18 protein-coding genes are annotated in these 16,984 nt (G+C 71.7%); 6 read left to right on the forward strand and 12 right to left on the reverse strand.

What is annotated here, in order from left to right:
- Positions 1-549 (reverse strand): DUF402 domain-containing protein, encoded by a 549-nt coding sequence (locus tag FBY40_RS14985; RefSeq protein WP_141939566.1) that lies wholly within the window; start codon positions 547-549, stop codon positions 1-3.
- A 57-nt stretch (positions 550-606) separates the two neighbouring features.
- Here FBY40_RS14985 and FBY40_RS14990 point away from each other — a divergent pair, with 57 nt between their 5' ends.
- From FBY40_RS14990 to FBY40_RS15005, 4 genes are read left to right on the forward strand one after another with little or no spacing between them, the layout of a single operon-like run.
- The gene (locus FBY40_RS14990) at positions 607-1,890 is read left to right on the forward strand and encodes an isochorismate synthase (RefSeq protein ID WP_235014937.1); all 1,284 of its coding nucleotides are present in this window, start codon (positions 607-609) and stop codon (positions 1,888-1,890) included.
- Entirely contained in the window at positions 1,887-3,143 is a 1,257-nt protein-coding gene (locus FBY40_RS14995; RefSeq protein ID WP_141939567.1) for an amidohydrolase family protein, read from the forward strand. Before FBY40_RS14990 ends, FBY40_RS14995 begins: the two co-directional genes overlap by 4 nt.
- A gap of 31 nt (positions 3,144-3,174) precedes the next feature.
- A complete protein-coding gene (locus FBY40_RS15000) occupies positions 3,175-3,534 on the forward strand; it encodes a TIGR04076 family protein (protein WP_141939568.1) in 360 nt (119 codons plus the stop codon).
- Entirely contained in the window at positions 3,531-4,544 is a 1,014-nt protein-coding gene (locus FBY40_RS15005) for an LLM class flavin-dependent oxidoreductase (RefSeq protein ID WP_235014939.1), read from the forward strand. Before FBY40_RS15000 ends, FBY40_RS15005 begins: the two co-directional genes overlap by 4 nt.
- A 25-nt stretch (positions 4,545-4,569) precedes the next feature.
- Here the strand turns inward: FBY40_RS15005 and FBY40_RS15010 are convergent, their stop codons facing one another.
- The 4 genes from FBY40_RS15010 to FBY40_RS15025 are packed head-to-tail and all read right to left on the reverse strand — an operon-like array spanning position 4,570 to position 9,490.
- Positions 4,570-6,255, reverse strand: a complete 1,686-nt coding sequence (locus FBY40_RS15010; RefSeq protein ID WP_141939569.1) for a DUF885 domain-containing protein — start codon at positions 6,253-6,255, stop codon at positions 4,570-4,572.
- A 55-nt stretch (positions 6,256-6,310) separates the two neighbouring features.
- On the reverse strand, positions 6,311-7,180 hold the full coding sequence (locus tag FBY40_RS15015) for a polyphosphate kinase 2 family protein (protein ID WP_141939570.1): 870 nt from the start codon (positions 7,178-7,180) through the stop codon (positions 6,311-6,313).
- Between the two features lie 47 nt (positions 7,181-7,227).
- Complete coding sequence (menD, locus tag FBY40_RS15020; RefSeq protein ID WP_141939571.1) at positions 7,228-9,024, reverse strand: 2-succinyl-5-enolpyruvyl-6-hydroxy-3-cyclohexene-1-carboxylic-acid synthase; 1,797 nt, start codon at positions 9,022-9,024, stop codon at positions 7,228-7,230.
- Between the two features lies 1 nt (position 9,025).
- A complete protein-coding gene (locus FBY40_RS15025; protein ID WP_141939572.1) occupies positions 9,026-9,490 on the reverse strand; it encodes a PLD nuclease N-terminal domain-containing protein in 465 nt (154 codons plus the stop codon).
- Between the two features lie 84 nt (positions 9,491-9,574).
- Between FBY40_RS15025 and FBY40_RS15030 the strand changes: the two genes are divergently transcribed.
- Positions 9,575-9,940, forward strand: a complete 366-nt coding sequence (locus tag FBY40_RS15030; protein ID WP_141939573.1) for a DUF4229 domain-containing protein — start codon at positions 9,575-9,577, stop codon at positions 9,938-9,940.
- Here FBY40_RS15030 and FBY40_RS15035 read toward each other — a convergent pair.
- Genes FBY40_RS15035 through FBY40_RS15060 form a run of 6 tightly spaced genes read right to left on the reverse strand, consistent with a single transcriptional unit; the run spans position 9,904 to position 15,175 of the window.
- The gene (locus tag FBY40_RS15035; RefSeq protein WP_141939574.1) at positions 9,904-10,878 is read right to left on the reverse strand and encodes a 1,4-dihydroxy-2-naphthoate polyprenyltransferase; all 975 of its coding nucleotides are present in this window, start codon (positions 10,876-10,878) and stop codon (positions 9,904-9,906) included. The two genes, FBY40_RS15030 and FBY40_RS15035, sit on opposite strands and share 37 nt — an antisense overlap.
- A 24-nt stretch (positions 10,879-10,902) precedes the next feature.
- Complete coding sequence (locus FBY40_RS15040; protein ID WP_141939575.1) at positions 10,903-12,069, reverse strand: AMP-binding protein; 1,167 nt, start codon at positions 12,067-12,069, stop codon at positions 10,903-10,905.
- A gap of 10 nt (positions 12,070-12,079) precedes the next feature.
- Positions 12,080-13,003, reverse strand: coding sequence for a 1,4-dihydroxy-2-naphthoyl-CoA synthase (locus tag FBY40_RS15045; protein ID WP_141939576.1), 924 nt, complete (start codon positions 13,001-13,003; stop codon positions 12,080-12,082).
- Entirely contained in the window at positions 13,000-13,797 is a 798-nt protein-coding gene (locus FBY40_RS15050) for an LLM class F420-dependent oxidoreductase (protein WP_141939577.1), read from the reverse strand. The genes FBY40_RS15045 and FBY40_RS15050 overlap by 4 nt, the downstream gene beginning before the upstream one ends.
- A gap of 52 nt (positions 13,798-13,849) precedes the next feature.
- On the reverse strand, positions 13,850-14,824 hold the full coding sequence (locus FBY40_RS15055) for a permease prefix domain 1-containing protein (RefSeq protein WP_141939578.1): 975 nt from the start codon (positions 14,822-14,824) through the stop codon (positions 13,850-13,852).
- Positions 14,825-14,833: 9 nt separating this feature from the next.
- A complete protein-coding gene (locus FBY40_RS15060) occupies positions 14,834-15,175 on the reverse strand; it encodes a PadR family transcriptional regulator (protein WP_141939579.1) in 342 nt (113 codons plus the stop codon).
- A 79-nt stretch (positions 15,176-15,254) separates the two neighbouring features.
- Here FBY40_RS15060 and FBY40_RS15065 point away from each other — a divergent pair, with 79 nt between their 5' ends.
- Positions 15,255-16,235, forward strand: coding sequence for an o-succinylbenzoate synthase (locus FBY40_RS15065; RefSeq protein ID WP_141939580.1), 981 nt, complete (start codon positions 15,255-15,257; stop codon positions 16,233-16,235).
- A gap of 17 nt (positions 16,236-16,252) precedes the next feature.
- On the opposite strand, the gene FBY40_RS15070 is transcribed toward FBY40_RS15065, so the two are convergent.
- Positions 16,253-16,885: a TetR/AcrR family transcriptional regulator gene (locus tag FBY40_RS15070; protein WP_141939581.1), complete on the reverse strand. Its 633-nt coding sequence runs from the start codon at positions 16,883-16,885 to the stop codon at positions 16,253-16,255.
- Positions 16,886-16,984 lie beyond the last annotated feature (99 nt).

The raw sequence follows: 16,984 nt of genomic DNA on the forward strand, positions 1-16,984 counted from the left end.
TCAGAGATGCAGCGCCTCGAGCTGCGAGAGCCAGTGCGCGGGTGTCGTCTCGTCGAAGGGTGCGACGCCCGCACGAACCTTCTGCTCGAGGTCGACCGCGAGCGCCTCGAGACGCGCGACGATGTCGAGCGGGTAGCCGTATGCGACCCGGTGCTCGTCCCACTCGTCGCGGTCGTCGATGTAGATCCCCCGCTCGGTGTGCTTGACGACATCAAGATCCATGTCGACACCGACCGGCGCACCGTCCCGCCAGCCCACATCCCACCCCAGATCGATGTAGATCTGCGTCCGGTTCGGATCCGCATTGCGGGTATAGGCGTACTCCCCGCTCGGAGGCAGCAGCATCACGCACGCCTGACGGGTCACCATCTGCCGTCCGGGCCGCTCGCTGATCCAGCCTGCGGGCTGGCCGACCCAGTCGCCCCACCGGTCGCTGCCGAGGTAGACGCAGTCGTGCTCCCAGTGCACCCCGCCGTTCCATTTCCGCCAGCGGAAGCGCACGCGCTGCCCGATCTCGGGGCGGAGGGCGGATGACGAGGCGTCGGTCACCTCGTCAATATACGGCGTCGCCGTCCGGCCCCGGGCGCCCGGATCTAGAGTGGAGCCGTGATCCCCCCCCTCCCCCGGCTGGTGGTCGAGACCTCTCCGATCGATCCCGTCGAGGAGCTGCTCCCCTTCGCCGATGCCGCGTCACCGCTGTGCTGGATCCGCCGCGCGGAGGGCATCGCCGGATTCGGCGAGGCCCTCCGACTCGAGGAGCCCGGAGGTCAGGACCCGGACGCCGAACCGCGCAACGCGCGCATCGCCCGCCTCGCCGACGTGTGGCGAGAGGTGGCGTCGCACGCGCGGGTCGACGATGCGGTCGGCGTTCCCGGATCGGGACTGGTCGCTTTCGGCGCGTTCAGTTTCACCGCCGCATCGGCCGCATCGAGCGTGCTCATCGTGCCGCGCGTCATCGTCGGCCGGCGGGGCGGACGCGGGTGGATCACCTCCATCCGCACCGCCGACGAGGCGGCCGTCGAGCCCTCCCCCCGCCGTCTCGGCCCGTACTGGCCGGGTGCGGTGGGCCCGGGCCGGATGACGCATGAGGGGTATCAGTCGGCGGTGCGCGCCGCGGTCACCGCGATCGGCGCCGGAGAAGTCGGCAAAGTCGTGCTCGCCCGCGACCTCGTCGGCGCGGTGCCGCACGACGCCGACCTCCGCCGCCTGGTGCGGGCTCTTGCGACCGACTACCCCGACTGCTGGACCTTCGCCGTCGACGGCCTGATCGGAGCAAGCCCTGAGACCCTCGTGACGGTGCACGACGGCACCGTCACGGCGCGCGTCCTCGCCGGCACGCGCGCCCGGGGGGCCGACGCCGACGCCGACAACGCCGCATCGCTCGCGCTCGCCACGAGTGCGAAGGATCTCGACGAGCATCGATACGCCGCCCACAGCGTGCTGTCCTCCCTCCGCCCCCACACCAGCGCCCTCGCGTCGAGCGAGCAGCCCTTCACCCTGAAGCTCCCCAACGTCTGGCACCTGGCCACCGACATCGAAGGCACTCTGGACGACGGGGCGTCGTCGCTCGACCTCGTCGCCGCCCTGCACCCCACCGCCGCGGTGGCCGGTTCTCCCACGCAGGCCGCACTCGCCGTCATCCGCCGCCTGGAGCCCTTCGACCGTGGACGATATGCCGGGCCCGTGGGCTGGGTCGACCAGTCCGGCAACGGCGAGTGGGCGATCGCGCTGCGCTGCGCGCAGTTCGGCCTCGACCGGGTCGACATCCACGGCGACGGAATCCCCGTCGTCGCCCACGCCGGGGCGGGCATCGTCGCCGGCAGCGACCCGGAGGCAGAGCTCTTGGAGACACGCGTGAAGTTCCGTCCGATCGTGGACGCCCTCGCATGAGCGGCGCCGTCCCTTCGCTTCCGACCCGGGGCGACGCTGTCCTGGTGGGGCTCACCCTCATCGACGGCGTCGAGCCCGAACCCCGAGACGGCATGGCCCTCGTCATCGCGGACGGCAGGATCGCGCGGGTCACGACCCCGGATGACGCGGTGACCGGGGCCGAACGGGTGATCGACCTCGACGGCGCCTTCGTCATGCCGGGCCTGATCAACATGCACACGCACTTCTCGCTGTCCCTTCCGGGAGCGGGTGGCGACGCGGTCAGCAGCCTCAGCCCGCACGAGCTCTCGCTCTACATGGCAGACGGCGCGCGCCGCACCCTGCTGTCGGGGGTGACCACGGTGCGCTGCGTCGCCGAGAAGGGCGGCGCCGACTTCGCGCTGCGCCGCGCGATCGCCGCCGGTCACGTGCCGGGCCCCCGCATCTACACCGCGGGGCGCGCGCTGTGCTGCACCGGCGGGCACGGGTTCGACAGCGACGACACCCTGGAGTGCGACGGCGCCGACGCCTTCGCACGAGGGGTCCGTTCGCAGGTCAAGGCCGGCGCCGACCTCATCAAGCTCATGATCTCGGGCGGCATCGCCGGCGAGCACGAGGAGATCACCACGCCCCAGCTCACCCGCGAGGAGATGGCCGCGGCGATTTCGACCGCCCATGCGTGGGGCCGCAAGGTCACGGCTCACGCCGGGCCTGCGGCGATCATCGCCGAAGCGGTGGCGCTGGGCCTGGACTGCGTCGAGCACGGGTACGAGCTCACCCCCGAGGTCGCTCGCCTCATGGCCGAGCACGGCACAGCGCTCGTGCCGACGCTCGTCGTCACCCGGGCGAGCGCGTTCTTCGACGACCTCGGCGTACCGGCATGGATGCAGCAGCGCTCCCTCGGGGCGGGACCGCGCCATATGGCTTCGTACCGCCACGCACTCGACGCCGGCGTCGACGTGCTCCTGGGCAGCGACATGCCCCCGTTCTGGAACTTCGAGGGGACGAGCGCGGTGGTGCGCGAACTCGAGCACATGCAGGCGGGCGGCCTCGCCGCCCCCGACGCGGTGCGCGCAGCGACAGCGGCCCCCGCCCGGTGGCTGGGCGCCGAGGGTCAGCTCGGCACCCTCACGCCGGGCGCATGGGCCGACCTCGTCGTGACCCCGGGCGATCCGACGGCCGACGTCAGTGCACTCCGCGACCTCGATCTGGTCATGAAGGGCGGTGTCGTCGTCCGCGACGACCGGGGCCGTGTCCGCGGCGCCTTCGAGTGAAGACGCGCGTGCGACTGACAGGATGAGCAAGATGAGCACCGTGAACCTGCCCGAGCCTCCCTCCGACAGTGGCGACGGCGCCACCTCCGATCTCTACGACCTCCGGGTCGTCGTCGAACGGATCGAGGGCCGGTCGGTCTGCGGCATGGCGGTGGGCGATCACATCGATCTCGTCGAGAGCAGCCGGCTGTGCCTTCCCGACGGCGGTCACTTCTGCCTCTACGCCCTTCAGGCGGTGCTTCCCCTCCTGCCGGCCAAGCAGCGGCAGCTTCCGGCCGGCGATTGGCTGGAGAGGGATGACCTCGTCGCATGCCCTGACCCGGAGGAGCGTCTGATCATGCGGATCGAGCGCACCGGCATCCGCTCCATCCCGACCGACGAGCTCACGTGAGCCGCGCCTCGCACCGGGTGCAGGTGAGCCTGGGCCTGCAGACCGACAAGCGCCTCGGCGAATACGGCGCTCTCGCGCGCCTGGCCGAAGACCTCGGCTTCGACGGGGTGAGCGTCTTCTCCGATCTGCTCTATCAGCCGCCGATCGCCGCGCTGCTGGAGATGGCGGGCGCCACCTCGCGGATCCGCCTCGGATGCGCGTGCTGGAACCCCTTCACCCTTCATCCGTACGAGATCGCCGGTCAGTTCGCCCTCGTCGACGACGCATCGGGGGGCCGTGCGTACCTGGGCCTCGCCCGCGGGTCGTGGCTGGAGGCCATCGGGCTCGAGCCCGAGCGGCCGATCACCGCGCTCCGCGATGCCGCCGGAGTGATCCAAGCCCTGCTCAGCGGTGCGGGTGAGGGGTACGACGGCCGGGTGTTCCGTCTCGAACCGGACGTGCGGCTGCGGTATCCGGTGGTGCGTCCGCAGGCCCCGGTGCTGATCGGCTCATGGGGCCCGAGAGGCATGTCGCTGGCGGGGGAGATCGCCGACGAGATCAAGATCGGCGGTTCGGCGAACCCGGCGATGGTGCAGGTCGTGCGTGAGCGCCTCCGCCCCGGCGCGCAGAAGGCAGGTCGCGCCGAGCGCGACGTCGGCGTCGTGCTCGGCGCCGTGACGGTCGTCGATCGCGACGGCGATGCCGCCAGGGCGCTGGCCCGCCGTGAGGTGGCGATGTACCTCGACGTCATCGCCGCCCTCGACCCGACGGTGGATCTTCCCGAGGGGCTGCTCCCCGGCATCCGCTCCCGGCTCGCCGAAGGCGACGAGGAGGGCGCGGGACGACTGGTCCCCCGCGACGTGCTGGAGCTGTTCGCCTTCGCCGGCACTCCTGACGACATCGCACGCCAGGCGCATCTCCTGATCGACGCCGGCGTCGACCGGATCGAATTCGGAACCCCCCACGGACGGGTGCCGGCCGAGGGGATCGCGCTTCTCGGGCGTGAGGTGCTGCCACAGCTCGCGGACTGAGCGACGGCGCGTCGGCGGCGGTCGCTCAGCCCAGCAGGCGTTCGCGGAGCGGGTCGAGACCCATCGGACCGAGCGCAAGCGCGTCGCGATGGAACCGGCGGAGCGAGAACGCCTCGCCGTCGACGACCTCCCGCGCGGTGCGAGCCTGCGTCCACAGACGCGCGCCGACGCGGAACGCCAGCGCCTGACCCGGCCAGCCGAGATAGCGGTCGACTTCGAATCCGGCGAGCGCCGGCTCGACGAGGGCGAAACGCTCGAGCAGGTCGCGCGCGAGCTCGGGCGTCCAGGGCTGCGCAGCGACGAGCACGTCGCCGGGTACCGGCCACCCGGTGTGCAGCCCGATGTCGGCGACGATGCGGACGGTGCGCCAGATCTGTCCGAGGAGCAGGCCGAGCCGCTCAGCGGGATCGCGGATGAGACCGAGTTCATCCGAGAGCTGCTCGGCGTAGTGGGCCCACCCCTCGGCATAGCCGTGGATGTGGCACAGGTGCCGCTGCCACGGGTGCAGACCCGGATCGGAGGCGGTGACGACGAACTGCAGGTGATGGCCGGGGAGGCCCTCGTGATGCACGCTCGTCACCTCCTGCCAGCTGGCTGCGACCGGGATGCCGCTCGGAATCGTCCAGACGATGCGGCTCGGCGCCGACCCGTCCGGCGGCGCCGGGGTGTAATAGACGACACCGCTGGACGCCTCGGAGACGACGCACTCGACACGATCGACGGTCGGCGGCAGATCGAAGGCGTCCGCGAGCGCGGAGATCGTCTCGGACACGCGGCTGCGAAGCCACGCGCGGATGGCGGGGACGCCGTCGAGCCGGTAGCGCGGGTCGACGTCGAGAAGGGCGGCGGCCGTGCGCACCGGATCGTCACCCCCGCCCGGGAGGGCCGAGCCCCCGAGGGTCGCGGCGAGCTCGCGCGATGCCGCGACGAGCCGGGTGAGCTCGGACCATCCCCACGCGTACGTCTCGGCGAGGTCGATCGAGGCGCCGAGCATCGCCGCGGCCATGCTCGGGTAGACCTCGGCCCCCACCCCGTCGACCGTCGGGGCCACGGGTCGCAGCTCGTCGCGGAGCACCCCGACGAGCTCGCGCAGGGCGTCGGCGCACAGGTCGCCGGCGGCGCGCAGCCGGGCGCGCGTGGCGGAGTCGACGGCGTCGTCGACCGGGATCGCGCCGAACCAGTCGGTGTCGATCCACCGATCGACCTGCGCGGCGAGCGTGTCGAGCTGCCGCACGGGCGCGACGCCTCCCCCGGTGAACCGCGCGGTGTTCTCGCGGGCCCAGCGCAGACTGTCGATGTACTGCCGGGTGGCGACGGGTACCGCTTCGATACGGCGCAGAAGCGCCTCGCCCGCGGCATCCGGAGTCACGGTCAGGCCCTCGACAGCGTAGCGCACGAGATGGATCGGAGTGGCGAGCCCCGCGACGAGCCGCGGCGTGAAGCCGGTGTCGAAGAGCAGCCGCTCGCGCTCCATGCGCTCCCGGAGGGCGGCGCGAAGCGCGGGGTCGCCGGCCTCGGGGCCGAGGGCGTCGAGCCGGGCGATCACCTCGCCCTGCAGCGCGTAGCGCTCCTGCAGCCACGCCGGAGACAGATCGGGGAGGGCGGGTCCGTCATCGAGGCCGATCGCCTGCGCCGCATCGGGCTCGTGCTCGGCGAGGCGGTCCACGTAGTGGTCGGCGATCAGGTGGACCGGGTCGGTGCTGGCGCTCACCGACCCAGCCTACGGACGAGCGGCGGACCGATGAGTCGCAGGCCCCGGGCGCACCCTAGGCGGGCATCGTGGCGGCCAGCCGCTCCTTCTCCCGTTCGACGTCGAACGTCGCCGCCGGCCACCGCGGGTCGAGGGTCTCGAGCGCTTCGACGAGAAGGCGCTGCACGGCGACACGCGCGTACCACTTGCGGTTCGCCGGAACCACATACCACGGCGCGGCGGCCGTCGACGTGCGTTCGAACACCGTCTGGTACGCCGCCATATAGTCGGGCCAGAGCGCGCGTTCGTCCACGTCGCCGGGGTTGTACTTCCAGTGTTTGTCGGGCCGGTCGAGCCGCTCCATCAGGCGGGCGCCCTGCTCGGCGTACGAGATGTGCAGCATGACCTTGACGATGCGGGTGCCGCTCTCGACGACGCGGGCCTCGAAGTCGTTGATGGCGTCGTAGCGCCGCTCGATCTCCTCGGCGGGGGCGAGGGCGCGGACGCGACCGACGAGCACGTCCTCGTAGTGCGACCGATCGAACACCCCGATGAATCCCGGCTGGGGAAGACGCCGCTCGATACGCCAGAGGAAGTCGTGCGCGAGCTCCTCGGGGGTCGGCTTCTTGAACGCGGTGAGCATGACGCCCTGCGGGTCGACCGATCCGACGACGTGCCGGACGATCCCTCCCTTGCCGGCGGAATCCATCGCCTGCAGAACGAGGAGCACGGCCTGGTCGGTCGCCTGGCTCCTGCTCGCAGCGTAGAGGCGCTCCTGCAGCTCATCGAGCCGGGAATCGTCGGCCAGGTCGGCGACACCGTCGGCTTTGGAGCCGTCGTAGGCCGGGGTGGAGTCGGGGTCGACGGCGGCGAGGTCGAAACCCTCCTCGACGCGAAGGGCGATCGCGGGGTCGCCGATCCAACCGGTGTCGTCTGCCGTCGTCATCCCGCCATGATGTCCCACCGCGGGTCGACGAGGGAAGAGCGGGGCGGTCAGCGGGTGAGCGGCACTTCGATGAGCAGACGCGAGGCGGTCCCGGAGGTGAGCGCCTGATCGAGCTCCGACCGCGTCGTGGCGCGCCGGTACTCCCACCCGTAGGCGCTCGCGATCGCCTCGAGCCTCACCTCGTGAGGGGTGTAGAGCACGCGATCCATGGCCTCGGGGCCGGCGACTGCCGCGACCTCGAGCCCGTCGAAGATCGTTCCCCCGCCGTCGTTGCCGACGATCACCTGCATCCGCGGTGACGATTCGGCCGGCGGCACGAGCAGCGCGCCGACGTCGTGCAGCATCGCCAGGTCTCCGAGCAGCACCCGCGTCACGCCGGCGGACGCAGCGCCGACGGCGTCCTGGCTGGCCAGAGCGATCCCGGTCGCGGTGGCGATCGTGCCGTCGATGCCGGCGAGCCCGCGGTTGGCGTGCACCCGCACCTTCTTGCCGCCGAGGACGCTGTCGGCCACCCGCACCAACCGCGACGAGCCGAACATCAGGCGGTCGTGGGGCCAGGTCGCACGCCACACCGCGTCGACGAGCGCGGCGCGGTCGACCGGTGCGCGCAGCACCGCGAGCTCGGCCGCGATCGCCGGGAGCCGCTCGTCGGGTACGGCCGACGACAGCGCATCGGGATCGGGCGCGGGGGGGCTCAGATCGATGGATGCCGCCTGCGAGGCGCGCATCCAGGCACCGAGCCATTCGCGGTCGGCCGTTCCGGGGGCGACGGAGACGGCGTCGACCTGGAGGGTCGAGCCGTTGAGATTGAGCGCCTCGCCCGGGCCGCGGACCGCGAGCACCGTCAGGTCGTGACGCGAGAGGAGCGAGGCGACCTCGCGGCTGAGGGTGGGGTGGCCGAACACGACGGCGCGTTCGACGCGGCCGCCGAGCGCGGGGTCGGCGAGCAGGGCGCGATACCCGTGCACCAGGTGACGACCGTAGCGCGCGCCGCTGACGATCTCGGCGATGAGCGGCCACCCGCCCTCGTGGGCGAGCGCCTCTGCCCCGGCACCGGCGTCGGCCCCGGCGACGACCACGGTGCGGGGACCGCGCTCGAGCACGGCGTCGAGGTCGGTGTCGGTGACGCTCCCCTCGTTCGCTCCCTCCGACCCGCCGATTCCGCCGCCGCCCTGGTAGAGCGCGCCGGAGGGTTCGGGCGGAGCGGCGTCGGAGGGATCCGCGCCGGCCGGCGCGGCGATCCACCTCGGCAGGGCGCCGGCGAGCGGGTCGCGGTAGGGCAGGTTCAGGTGCACGGGCCCCGCGAGTCGCCCGGTCTCGCCGCGCGCGGCGGCGAGCGCTTCGCCGGCGGTCTGACGCAGCATCGTCGTCTGCTCGCTCGCACCCGATTCGTCGACCTCGGTCGGGACGGGCAGGTCGGCGTCCCACCGCGTGAATCCGGCGTACAGACCGGGCTGACGCGTGGCCTGGTTGGCGCCGACGCCGCGCAGCTCCGGCGGGCGGTCGGCGGTGAGGAGGATCAGCGGCACCCCTGCGTGATGGGCCTCGAGCACGGCCGGGAGGTAGTTCGCCGTCGCGGTTCCCGACGTGCACACGAGCGCGGCCGGCATCCCCGTCTCGCGTCCGATCCCGAGAGCCACGAACCCCGCTACGCGTTCGTCGATGCGCACGTGCAGTCGCACGACGCCCCGCCGTTCGAACTCGGCGGCGACCAGCGCGAGCGCCTGCGAGCGTGACCCGGGACTCAGCACGAGGTGTCGGACACCACCGGCCACGAGCGCCCCGACGAGGGCGGCGGCGGCATCGGTCGACGGAGCCTGCGCCCCGGAGGTGTCGCCGGTCACCTCAGCTCAGCGGTCCGCGGGTGCCGAGCGGGTCATCGTCATCGGCCGGTCGCTCGCCGGCCCGGGCGGAGCGGTCGCGACCGCTCGCGGGCGGTTCGATCGTGCTGCCGGGCGCCGCTCCGCGCTCGGGCGGCAGGAAGCGGGGGTCATCGGCCTCGGCATCCAGCTGAGCGAGTTCTTCTTCGAGCCGGCGGATGCGCTCGTCCTGATCGCTGATCGAGCCGATGCGCCCGAGGAACTCGGGGTCGTCGTCGGGCGCGCGACGCGCGGCGATCGTCTTCTTGCGCAGTCGCCCCACCACGAACCACAGCGCGCCGCCCAGCACGGGGAGGAGGATGACGATGAGGATCCAGATCGGCTTGCTCACACCCCGATGGCGATTCGGCGGCTGCAGGGCGCAGTCGACGATGCTGTAGACCCAGAACACCGTGGCCAGCAATGCCGCGATGAGGAGCACCCTCGTCATGGGTCCATCCTAGGCGCGCTGGGCTGGGCGCGGCCTGGGGGTCGCAGGCGGAGGGCAGGAGGGAGCCCGACGTAAACTGGAGCCGTGAAAGCCCGATCCGCCCTGGTCTACTCCGTGCTGCGGCTTCTGGCGTTCCTGGTGCCCTTCGGCATCATGATGCTCTTCCCGATCTTCCAGCAGCTGTACTGGCTCGCGGCGATCTTCGCCGCCCTCATCGGACTGAGCTTGTCGCTGCTGTTCCTTCGCCGTCCGCTCAACGAGGTCACCTCATCGCTCGGCGCCGGCCGTCGCGAGCGCGCGGTCCGCGCCGACAGTGCGGCCGCCGACGCGGACGCGGACGCAGAGGATGCCGCCGCTGACGCAATGGGTGCGGACGTGAGGGGTGCGGACGCGAGGGGTGAGCGCGCGGGCGATCAGCCGACGAACGCCCAGAACAAGAACACCCCGTAGGTCAGCGACGCGAGAGAGCTCAAAGCCAGCGCGACGACGAGTTCCCTGGGGAGCCGGTACGTCCAGACGATGAGCACCGCCGGGAGCGCGGCGAGCAGACCGAACATGGTCAGCCACGCGACCGGATAGAACAGCGCCAGCCACCCGGAGATCACGAACGGCGCGAGGATCAGAACGGTGAAGAGCACCTGCGACCCGCGGCGCCCGATCAGCACCGACAGCGTCCGCTTGCCGGCCGTGCGGTCCTGATCGATATCGCGGAGGTTGTTCGCCAGCAGCACGGCGCACGCGAACAGGCCCGCGCCCACCGCCCCGAACCAGGCCTCCTGGGGCAGTGCGAGCGCCTGAACCCAGGTCGTCCCGAGGGTTGCGACGAGGCCGAAGAAGAGGAAGACCACGACCTCGCCCAACCCGTAGTACCCGTAGGGGCGCTTCCCGCCGGTGTAGAACCAGGCCGCGACGAGGCAGACGACGCCCACGAGCAGCAGCCACCACTGCTGGGTGCGGATGACGATGGCAAGGCCCGCCACCGCGGCGAGGCCGAAGAACACCAGCGCCACGACGAGCACGGTGCGAGGCTTCGCCTTCCGGGCGCCGGTCAGCCGCGCGGGGCCGACGCGGAAGTCGTCGGTGCCCCGGATGCCGTCGCTGTAGTCGTTGGCGTAGTTGACCCCGATCTGGAGGCACACCGCCACCGCGAGGCAGCACAGCGCGACGACCCACCGGAGCGAGTCGAGCACGAGCATCGAGGCGCCCGTGCCGATGAGCACCGGGGTGACCGCGAGCGGCAGTGTGCGCAGGCGTGCGGCGCCGATCCAGTCGCGCGCGGTCGCCTTCTGGGGCGCGCGGGTCGGGGCGACCGGAACGCGCTGCGGGTTGCCGCCGGGGCGGGGACGGGATGCCGGACGCTTGCGCTTCTTGCTGGAGGTTCGTGCCACGAGGTCACATCCTAGGGCTGCGCACTATCGGTGCCCCGCCACGAGGCGCCGGATCGCCTCGCGGTCGGGCTTTCCCGAGGGCAGGGCCGCCATCTCGTCGACGAGGATCAAGCGGGAGGGGCGGGCGTGGGCGCCGATCTCGGCGGCCACGGCCGCCCGGGCCTCGGCGAGCTGGGTGGCTTCGCTGCGGCGGAGCGCCTCTCCGCGGGCGGCGACGATCACCGAGGCCTCGCCCCAGCGGTCATCCGCCACCCCCACCACGACGGCGGAGTGCAGTCCCGGCACCGACCGCACCACGCGCTCGACCCGGTCGAGGGAGACGTTGATGCCGCCCGAGACGATCACGTTGTCCAGGCGCCCCCGCACCCGCAGCACACCGTCGTCGATGAGACCCGCATCGCCGGTGCGGTACCACCGCGTACCGTCGCGAGCGGTGACGAAGGCCGCGTCGGTGCGCACCGGGTCGTGGAGGTATCCCTCGGCGAGGGTCGGACCCGAAAGCTGCACCTCCCCGTTCTCGATCCGCAGCCCCACGCCGTCGAGGGGGACGCCGTCGTACACGCAGCCGCCGCTCGTCTCGGTCGCGCCATAGGTGCGGACGATCCGCGCCCCGGCCTCTTCGGCGCGCTCGAGCACCGCTGCGGGCAGGGCCTGTCCGCCGATGAGGATCGCCTCGAAGGAACGGAGCGCTGTGCGCACCGCCGTGTCGTGCTCGGCGACGTCGAGGAGCCGGATCAACTGGGCGGGGACCAGGGAGGTGAAGGTCGGCACGCGATGCCCGTTCTCGCTCGAGACGAGCATGAGCGCCGCCGACGCGAACGCCTGCGGCTGGAACGGACCCGAGAGCAGGCCCGGCTGCCGGTCGGCGACGAGCGACCGGACGAGAACCTGGAGTCCCGCCACGTAGCTCGCGGGGAGGGCGAGGAGCCACGCCCCGTCGCCGATCCGCTCCGCGGTGGCGAGCGCACTGGCGGTGAGCGCCGATCGGCTGAGGACGACGCGCTTGGGGATCCCGGTCGACCCCGACGTCGTGACCACCACCGCGGTCCCCGCAGGGACCTCCTCGTCCGGCCCTGCCGCGTCGGCATCGGTCATGCCGAGGCCGAGCGCAGGACCGGCCCCGAGCACGGCGGCGCGCAGCGCCGGCAGGATGTCGCGGGGGTCGTCGCCCTCGACCGGGTGGAGCTTCACGCCGGACCCGTCAGTAGTGCCAGGGGTAGGGCGACCAGTCGGGGTCGCGCTTCTGCAGGAACGCGTCGCGGCCCTCGACCGCCTCATCGGTGCCGTAGGCGAGGCGCGTCGCCTCGCCGGCGAACAGCTGCTGGCCGGCGATGCCGTCGTCGACGGCGTTGAAGGCGAACTTCAGCATGCGGATCGCGGTCGGAGACTTCGTGAGGATCACCCGGGCCATCGACAGCGCTTCGCGCTCGAGATCGGCGTGGTCGACCACACGGTTGACCGCCCCCATCTCGTAGGCCCGCTCGGCGGAGTACTCCTCGGCGAGGAAGAACACCTCCCGGGCGAACTTCTGCCCGATCTGACGGGCGAAGAACGCCGAGCCGTACCCGGCATCGAACGAACCCACGTCGGCGTCGGTCTGTTTGAAGCGGCCGTGCTCACGGCTGGCGATCGTGAGATCGCACACCACGTGCAGCGAGTGCCCTCCGCCCGCCGCCCATCCCGGCACCACCGCGATGACCACCTTCGGCATGAACCGGATGAGACGCTGCACCTCGAGGATGTGCAGTCTCCCGAGTGCCGCGCGCGCGTCGCCGGACTCATCGCCGGCGTCATCCGTCCCGTCGTACTGGTATCCGGTGCGCCCGCGGATGCGCTGGTCGCCGCCCGAGCAGAACGCCCAGCCGCCGTCCTTGGGGCTCGGGCCGTTGCCGGTGAGCAGCACCACCCCGATGCGCGGATCCTGCCGGGCGATGTCGAGCGCCTCGTAGAGCTCGTCGACCGTACGCGGACGGAAGGCGTTGCGCACCTCGGGACGGTCGAACGCGATGCGCGCGATCCGCCCGTCGGTGGAGACGTGGGCGGTGATGTCGGTGTACCGCTCCGCGCCGGGGGCTGCGACCCACTCGGCCGGATCGAAGAGGTCGGAGACCGGTTCGGCGCTCACACCGCGCTCCCGGCGCCGTTCTTGCCGTCGCGCCAGCGCAGCCACCCGGCGATCACGTCGTAGTCCGCCTCGGAGGGTGCCCACCCGAGGGTGAACAGCCGGACGCCGGCGTCGAAGAGCGCGTCGGCGTCGGACTGGTCACGGCGCTGCAAGTCGTTCGAGACGACGAGGTCGGTGACATCGGTCCCCTCCTTCTCAGCCCAGGTGTCGATGACGCCGAGCTTGTGGCCGAGCTCGTCGGGGGTGACGAAGCTGTGCCAGATGTGCGCGTGGCGGGCGACCAGGCGCAGGGTCTTCTGCTCGCCCTTGCCGCCGATCATGATCGGGATGTCGCGGGTGGGTGCGGGGTTGAGCGTGCTCCACCGCGCGACCACGCGGTCGAGTCCCTCGGCGAGATCGTTCAGGCGCGACCCGGCGGTGCCGAACTCGTAGCCGTACTCGGTGTAGTCGCGCTCGAACCAGCCCGAGCCCGTGCCGAAGATGAAGCGTCCGCCGCTGATGTGGTCGAGGGTACGGGCCATGTCGGCCTGCAGGTCGGCGTTGCGGTAGCTGTTGCAGTTCACCAGCGAGCCGAACTCGACCCGTTCGGTCAGCTCGGCCCAGGCGCCGAGCATGGTCCACGACTCGAAGTGCAGGCCGTCGGGGTCGCCGAACAGGGGGAAGAAGTGGTCCCAGTTGAACAGGATGTCCACGCCCATCTCCTCCAGCCGGAGGACCGCGTCGCGGATCTGCGCGTAGGTGGCGTGCTGGGGCTGGATCTGCACGCCGAGGCGCACGGGGGTATCGAGAAGCATGTCGCCAGCCTAGAACGCGGGGCATGGCGCCGGATCGCGGACCGAGGTCGGGTCAGCGCCCGAGCATCGCGCCGCCCCGCCCTCGGCGCGCCTTGAGAAAGGCGTCGACGGTGTCCCACGCCGCGATGGCGACGATCCCGAAGCCGAAGATCACCGCGAGGATGCCGGCGACGTCATCGCCGCCCTCGCCGATGACCGTCGGGAAGAACTCGGCGTTCAGCAGCCGTCCCTGTGTGAGGAGCCACACTGCCGCGGCGACGAACGCTGCGTTGAGCACGAGGTTCGCCACGGCGAGCGCCGGCGTCCACCGCCCGACGAGGTAGACAACGATCGTGAGAACGGCCTCGGCCACGGCGAGGATCACGAGGCCGGCGAACCAGGTCGGCCAGAGTCCGGGGTCGAAGAACGACAGCCCGCGCTCGGACGGGACGAATCCGATGGCGAGGTCCCACAGCACCAGCCCCACCCCCAGCACGAGGAAGACCAGCTGCCCCACCATGTCGCCGAATCCGGCGCCGCGCGGGCGCGCCTCGGGGAGCCGGTCGAGCGACCACTCCCCGAGACCCATGTCGGCGCGACGCTGGACGGTGCGCTCCACGATCGCGAAGACGAGCACGGTCCAGAACCCGAGATTGACCGTCACCTGGATCAGCGTCACGACGACCGAGCCGACCAGCTCACCGAAGCTCGCTCCGCTCAGGGTCTGGGCGAGGGCCACGCCGAAGGCGGCGCACGGCAGCACGATCGCCAGCAGCAGCTTCAGCAGACGCCACCAGTCGAGGAAGTAGCGCGGGCCGATCAGCTGCAGCGGCCGATCGGTGTACTGGGCGGCGAGTACCTCTGGGTCGCCGAGAGAGAGTAGCACTGCCCGCTCGGCGGCAGCGGGGTCCTCGCCGCCGGCGATGCGGGCGTCGATCTGGTCGTCGATGGATCCGCGCAGCTCTGCGGCGAGATCGGGGCGCTGCGCCTCGGGCACCGTGCGCATCGCGGCGTCGATGTAGCGGTCGGTCAAGGTGGTGGTGGTCATGGCGTGTCCTCAGGAGGCGGATGAAGCGGGCAGGTCGGCGATCGCGCGGGCGAGCGCGTCGAAGTCGGCGCCGAGGGCGGCGGCGAGCCGCACCCCTTCGACGCTCGTGCGGTAGAACTTGCGCGGACGTGCCTCGTCGGTGTTCCACTCGCTGGTCAGGTGCCCCTGCTTCTCGAGGCGGCGGAGCAGGGGATAGAGCGTGTTGGCGTCGACGTCGAAGCCGCGCGACTGCAGCTCCTCCAGCAGGCCGTAGCCGTACCCGGGGTCCTGCAGCAACCGCAGGCACGCCAGCACGACGGTTCCGCGACGGAGCTCCTGCAGGTGGGTGTCGAGGGCTTCGGTCTCGCTCATGGCTCACACTGTACTGTGTGTCACACACTATCGTCAATGACACGATGATGGATGCCGCGGCACCGGCCACAATGGGCGGATGACACTCCCCCGGCTCGACGATGTCCTGGATCGACTGCACGTCGTGTCCCTGCCGCTGTTCACGCGCTTCCGCGGTCTCGACAGCCGCGAACTGGCCCTGATCGAGGGTCCCGAGGGGTGGACGGAGTTCTCTCCCTTCGTGGAGTACGACGATCGCGAGTCGAGCACGTGGCTCGCCGCGGCGCTGGAGTACGGCTGGTCGCCCACTCCCCCGGCACAGCGCGACCTCATCCCGGTGAACGCGACCGTGCCGGCCGTGCCCGCGGCATCCGTCCCCGAGGTCCTCACGCGATTCGCCGGCTGCCGCACCGCGAAGGTGAAGGTCGCCGACCCGGGCCAGCGTCTCGTCGACGACGTCGCCCGCGTGGCGGCCGTGCGCGAGGCGATGGGACCGGAGGGGCGCATCAGGATCGACGCGAACGGCGCCTGGAACATCGACGAGGCCGAGCATGCCGTCCGGGCCATGGAGCATTACGACCTCGAATACGTCGAGCAGCCCTGCGCGAGCATCGACGAGCTCGCCGAGCTCCGGCGCCGCATCTCGCGTCTGGACATCCCCGTGGCCGCCGACGAGAGCGTGCGCAAGGCCGACGACCCGCTGGCCGTCGCCCGCGCCGAGGCCGCGGACCTCCTCGTCATCAAGGCCCAGCCGCTCGGCGGGGTGTCACGCGCGCTGCGCATCGTCGCCGAGGCGGGGCTTCCCGTCGTCGTCTCCAGCGCGCTGGACTCGGCGGTCGGCCTGTCGATGGGGGCCGCCCTCGCCGCGGCGCTTCCCGACCTGCCCTACGACTGCGGCCTGGGCACCGGCGCCCTGTTCGCCGAAGACGTCTCGGACTACGTCGCCCAGGACGGAGCCCTGCGCGTGGTCCGGCCGGTTCCCGACCCCGACGTCTTGGAGCGCCGCGCCGTCGACGCCGCCCGCCGGCAGTGGTGGGCGGAGCGTGTCGCGCGGTGCCACGCCCTCCTCGCGACGACCTGACGCGCGCCTCGTCGGGCTCAGTCGTCGACGAGCACCAGGTGCGCGATCTGCGCGACCTCGGCGCGGCAACGCTTCTCGCGTTCGTCGTCGTCGAGACCGGCCATCACCGCGCGGACGAGCGTGGACTCCCACGACGAGATGAACAGCCGGGCCGCATCGGCAGCCGGCACACGGAAGCGCACCCTCGTGGAGCGTCCGATGTCGTCGATGATGCGCGCGACGCTCGCGTGCATCTCGTCCTGCTGACGGAGGTATCCGTCGGCGAAACGAGGGTTGCGGAGGGCGTGCATGCGGATCTCGCTCATGAGGAGCACGCCCAGCCGGTCTTCGGCGGGCCCGTCCAGCACCCGCTGCACCACCGCCTGGATGGCATCGGTGGTCACCTCGAGGTGACCACCGTCTTCGAGTTCGGCCACCCGCACCGCGACAGCGTCGACGCGCGCCTCCCAGACTCGGGCCGCGAGCTCCAGGAAGAGCTCCTCTTTGCTGTCGAAATTGGAGTAGAACGCGCCGCGGGTGAACCCGGCTCGCTCGCACACCGCCTCGACCGATGCGGCGTCGAGGCCCGACTCTGCGAAGACCTCGGCGGCGGCATCGAGCAGGCGCTGGCGCGTGGCATCGCGACGGCGTGCAGGGGTGGTGCTCGTCATCGGCCCTCCTTCGACTTTCACGGGAACTCCCCAGACTGGCGGTCCGGGCGCGCTTTACGATACACCTGTGTATTGGATACAGCGCTGTATCGATATCTG

Source organism: Microbacterium sp. SLBN-154 (assembly GCF_006715565.1).
Lineage (GTDB): Bacteria > Actinomycetota > Actinomycetes > Actinomycetales > Microbacteriaceae > Microbacterium.

What these genes read in the sequence shown, in the direction of transcription:
- FBY40_RS14995 (WP_141939567.1), top strand. Translation starts at nt 1,887, where the DNA reads ATGAGCGGCGCCGTCCCTTCGCTTCCGACCCGGGGCGACGCTGTCCTG.
- FBY40_RS15000 (WP_141939568.1), top strand. Translation starts at nt 3,175, where the DNA reads ATGAGCACCGTGAACCTGCCCGAGCCTCCCTCCGACAGTGGCGACGGC.
- FBY40_RS15015 (WP_141939570.1), bottom strand. Translation starts at nt 7,180, where the DNA reads ATGACGACGGCAGACGACACCGGTTGGATCGGCGACCCCGCGATCGCC.
- FBY40_RS15025 (WP_141939572.1), bottom strand. Translation starts at nt 9,490, where the DNA reads ATGACGAGGGTGCTCCTCATCGCGGCATTGCTGGCCACGGTGTTCTGG.
- FBY40_RS15050 (WP_141939577.1), bottom strand. Translation starts at nt 13,797, where the DNA reads ATGCTTCTCGATACCCCCGTGCGCCTCGGCGTGCAGATCCAGCCCCAG.
- FBY40_RS15055 (WP_141939578.1), bottom strand. Translation starts at nt 14,824, where the DNA reads ATGACCACCACCACCTTGACCGACCGCTACATCGACGCCGCGATGCGC.
- FBY40_RS15060 (WP_141939579.1), bottom strand. Translation starts at nt 15,175, where the DNA reads ATGAGCGAGACCGAAGCCCTCGACACCCACCTGCAGGAGCTCCGTCGC.
- FBY40_RS15065 (WP_141939580.1), top strand. Translation starts at nt 15,255, where the DNA reads ATGACACTCCCCCGGCTCGACGATGTCCTGGATCGACTGCACGTCGTG.
- FBY40_RS15070 (WP_141939581.1), bottom strand. Translation starts at nt 16,885, where the DNA reads ATGACGAGCACCACCCCTGCACGCCGTCGCGATGCCACGCGCCAGCGC.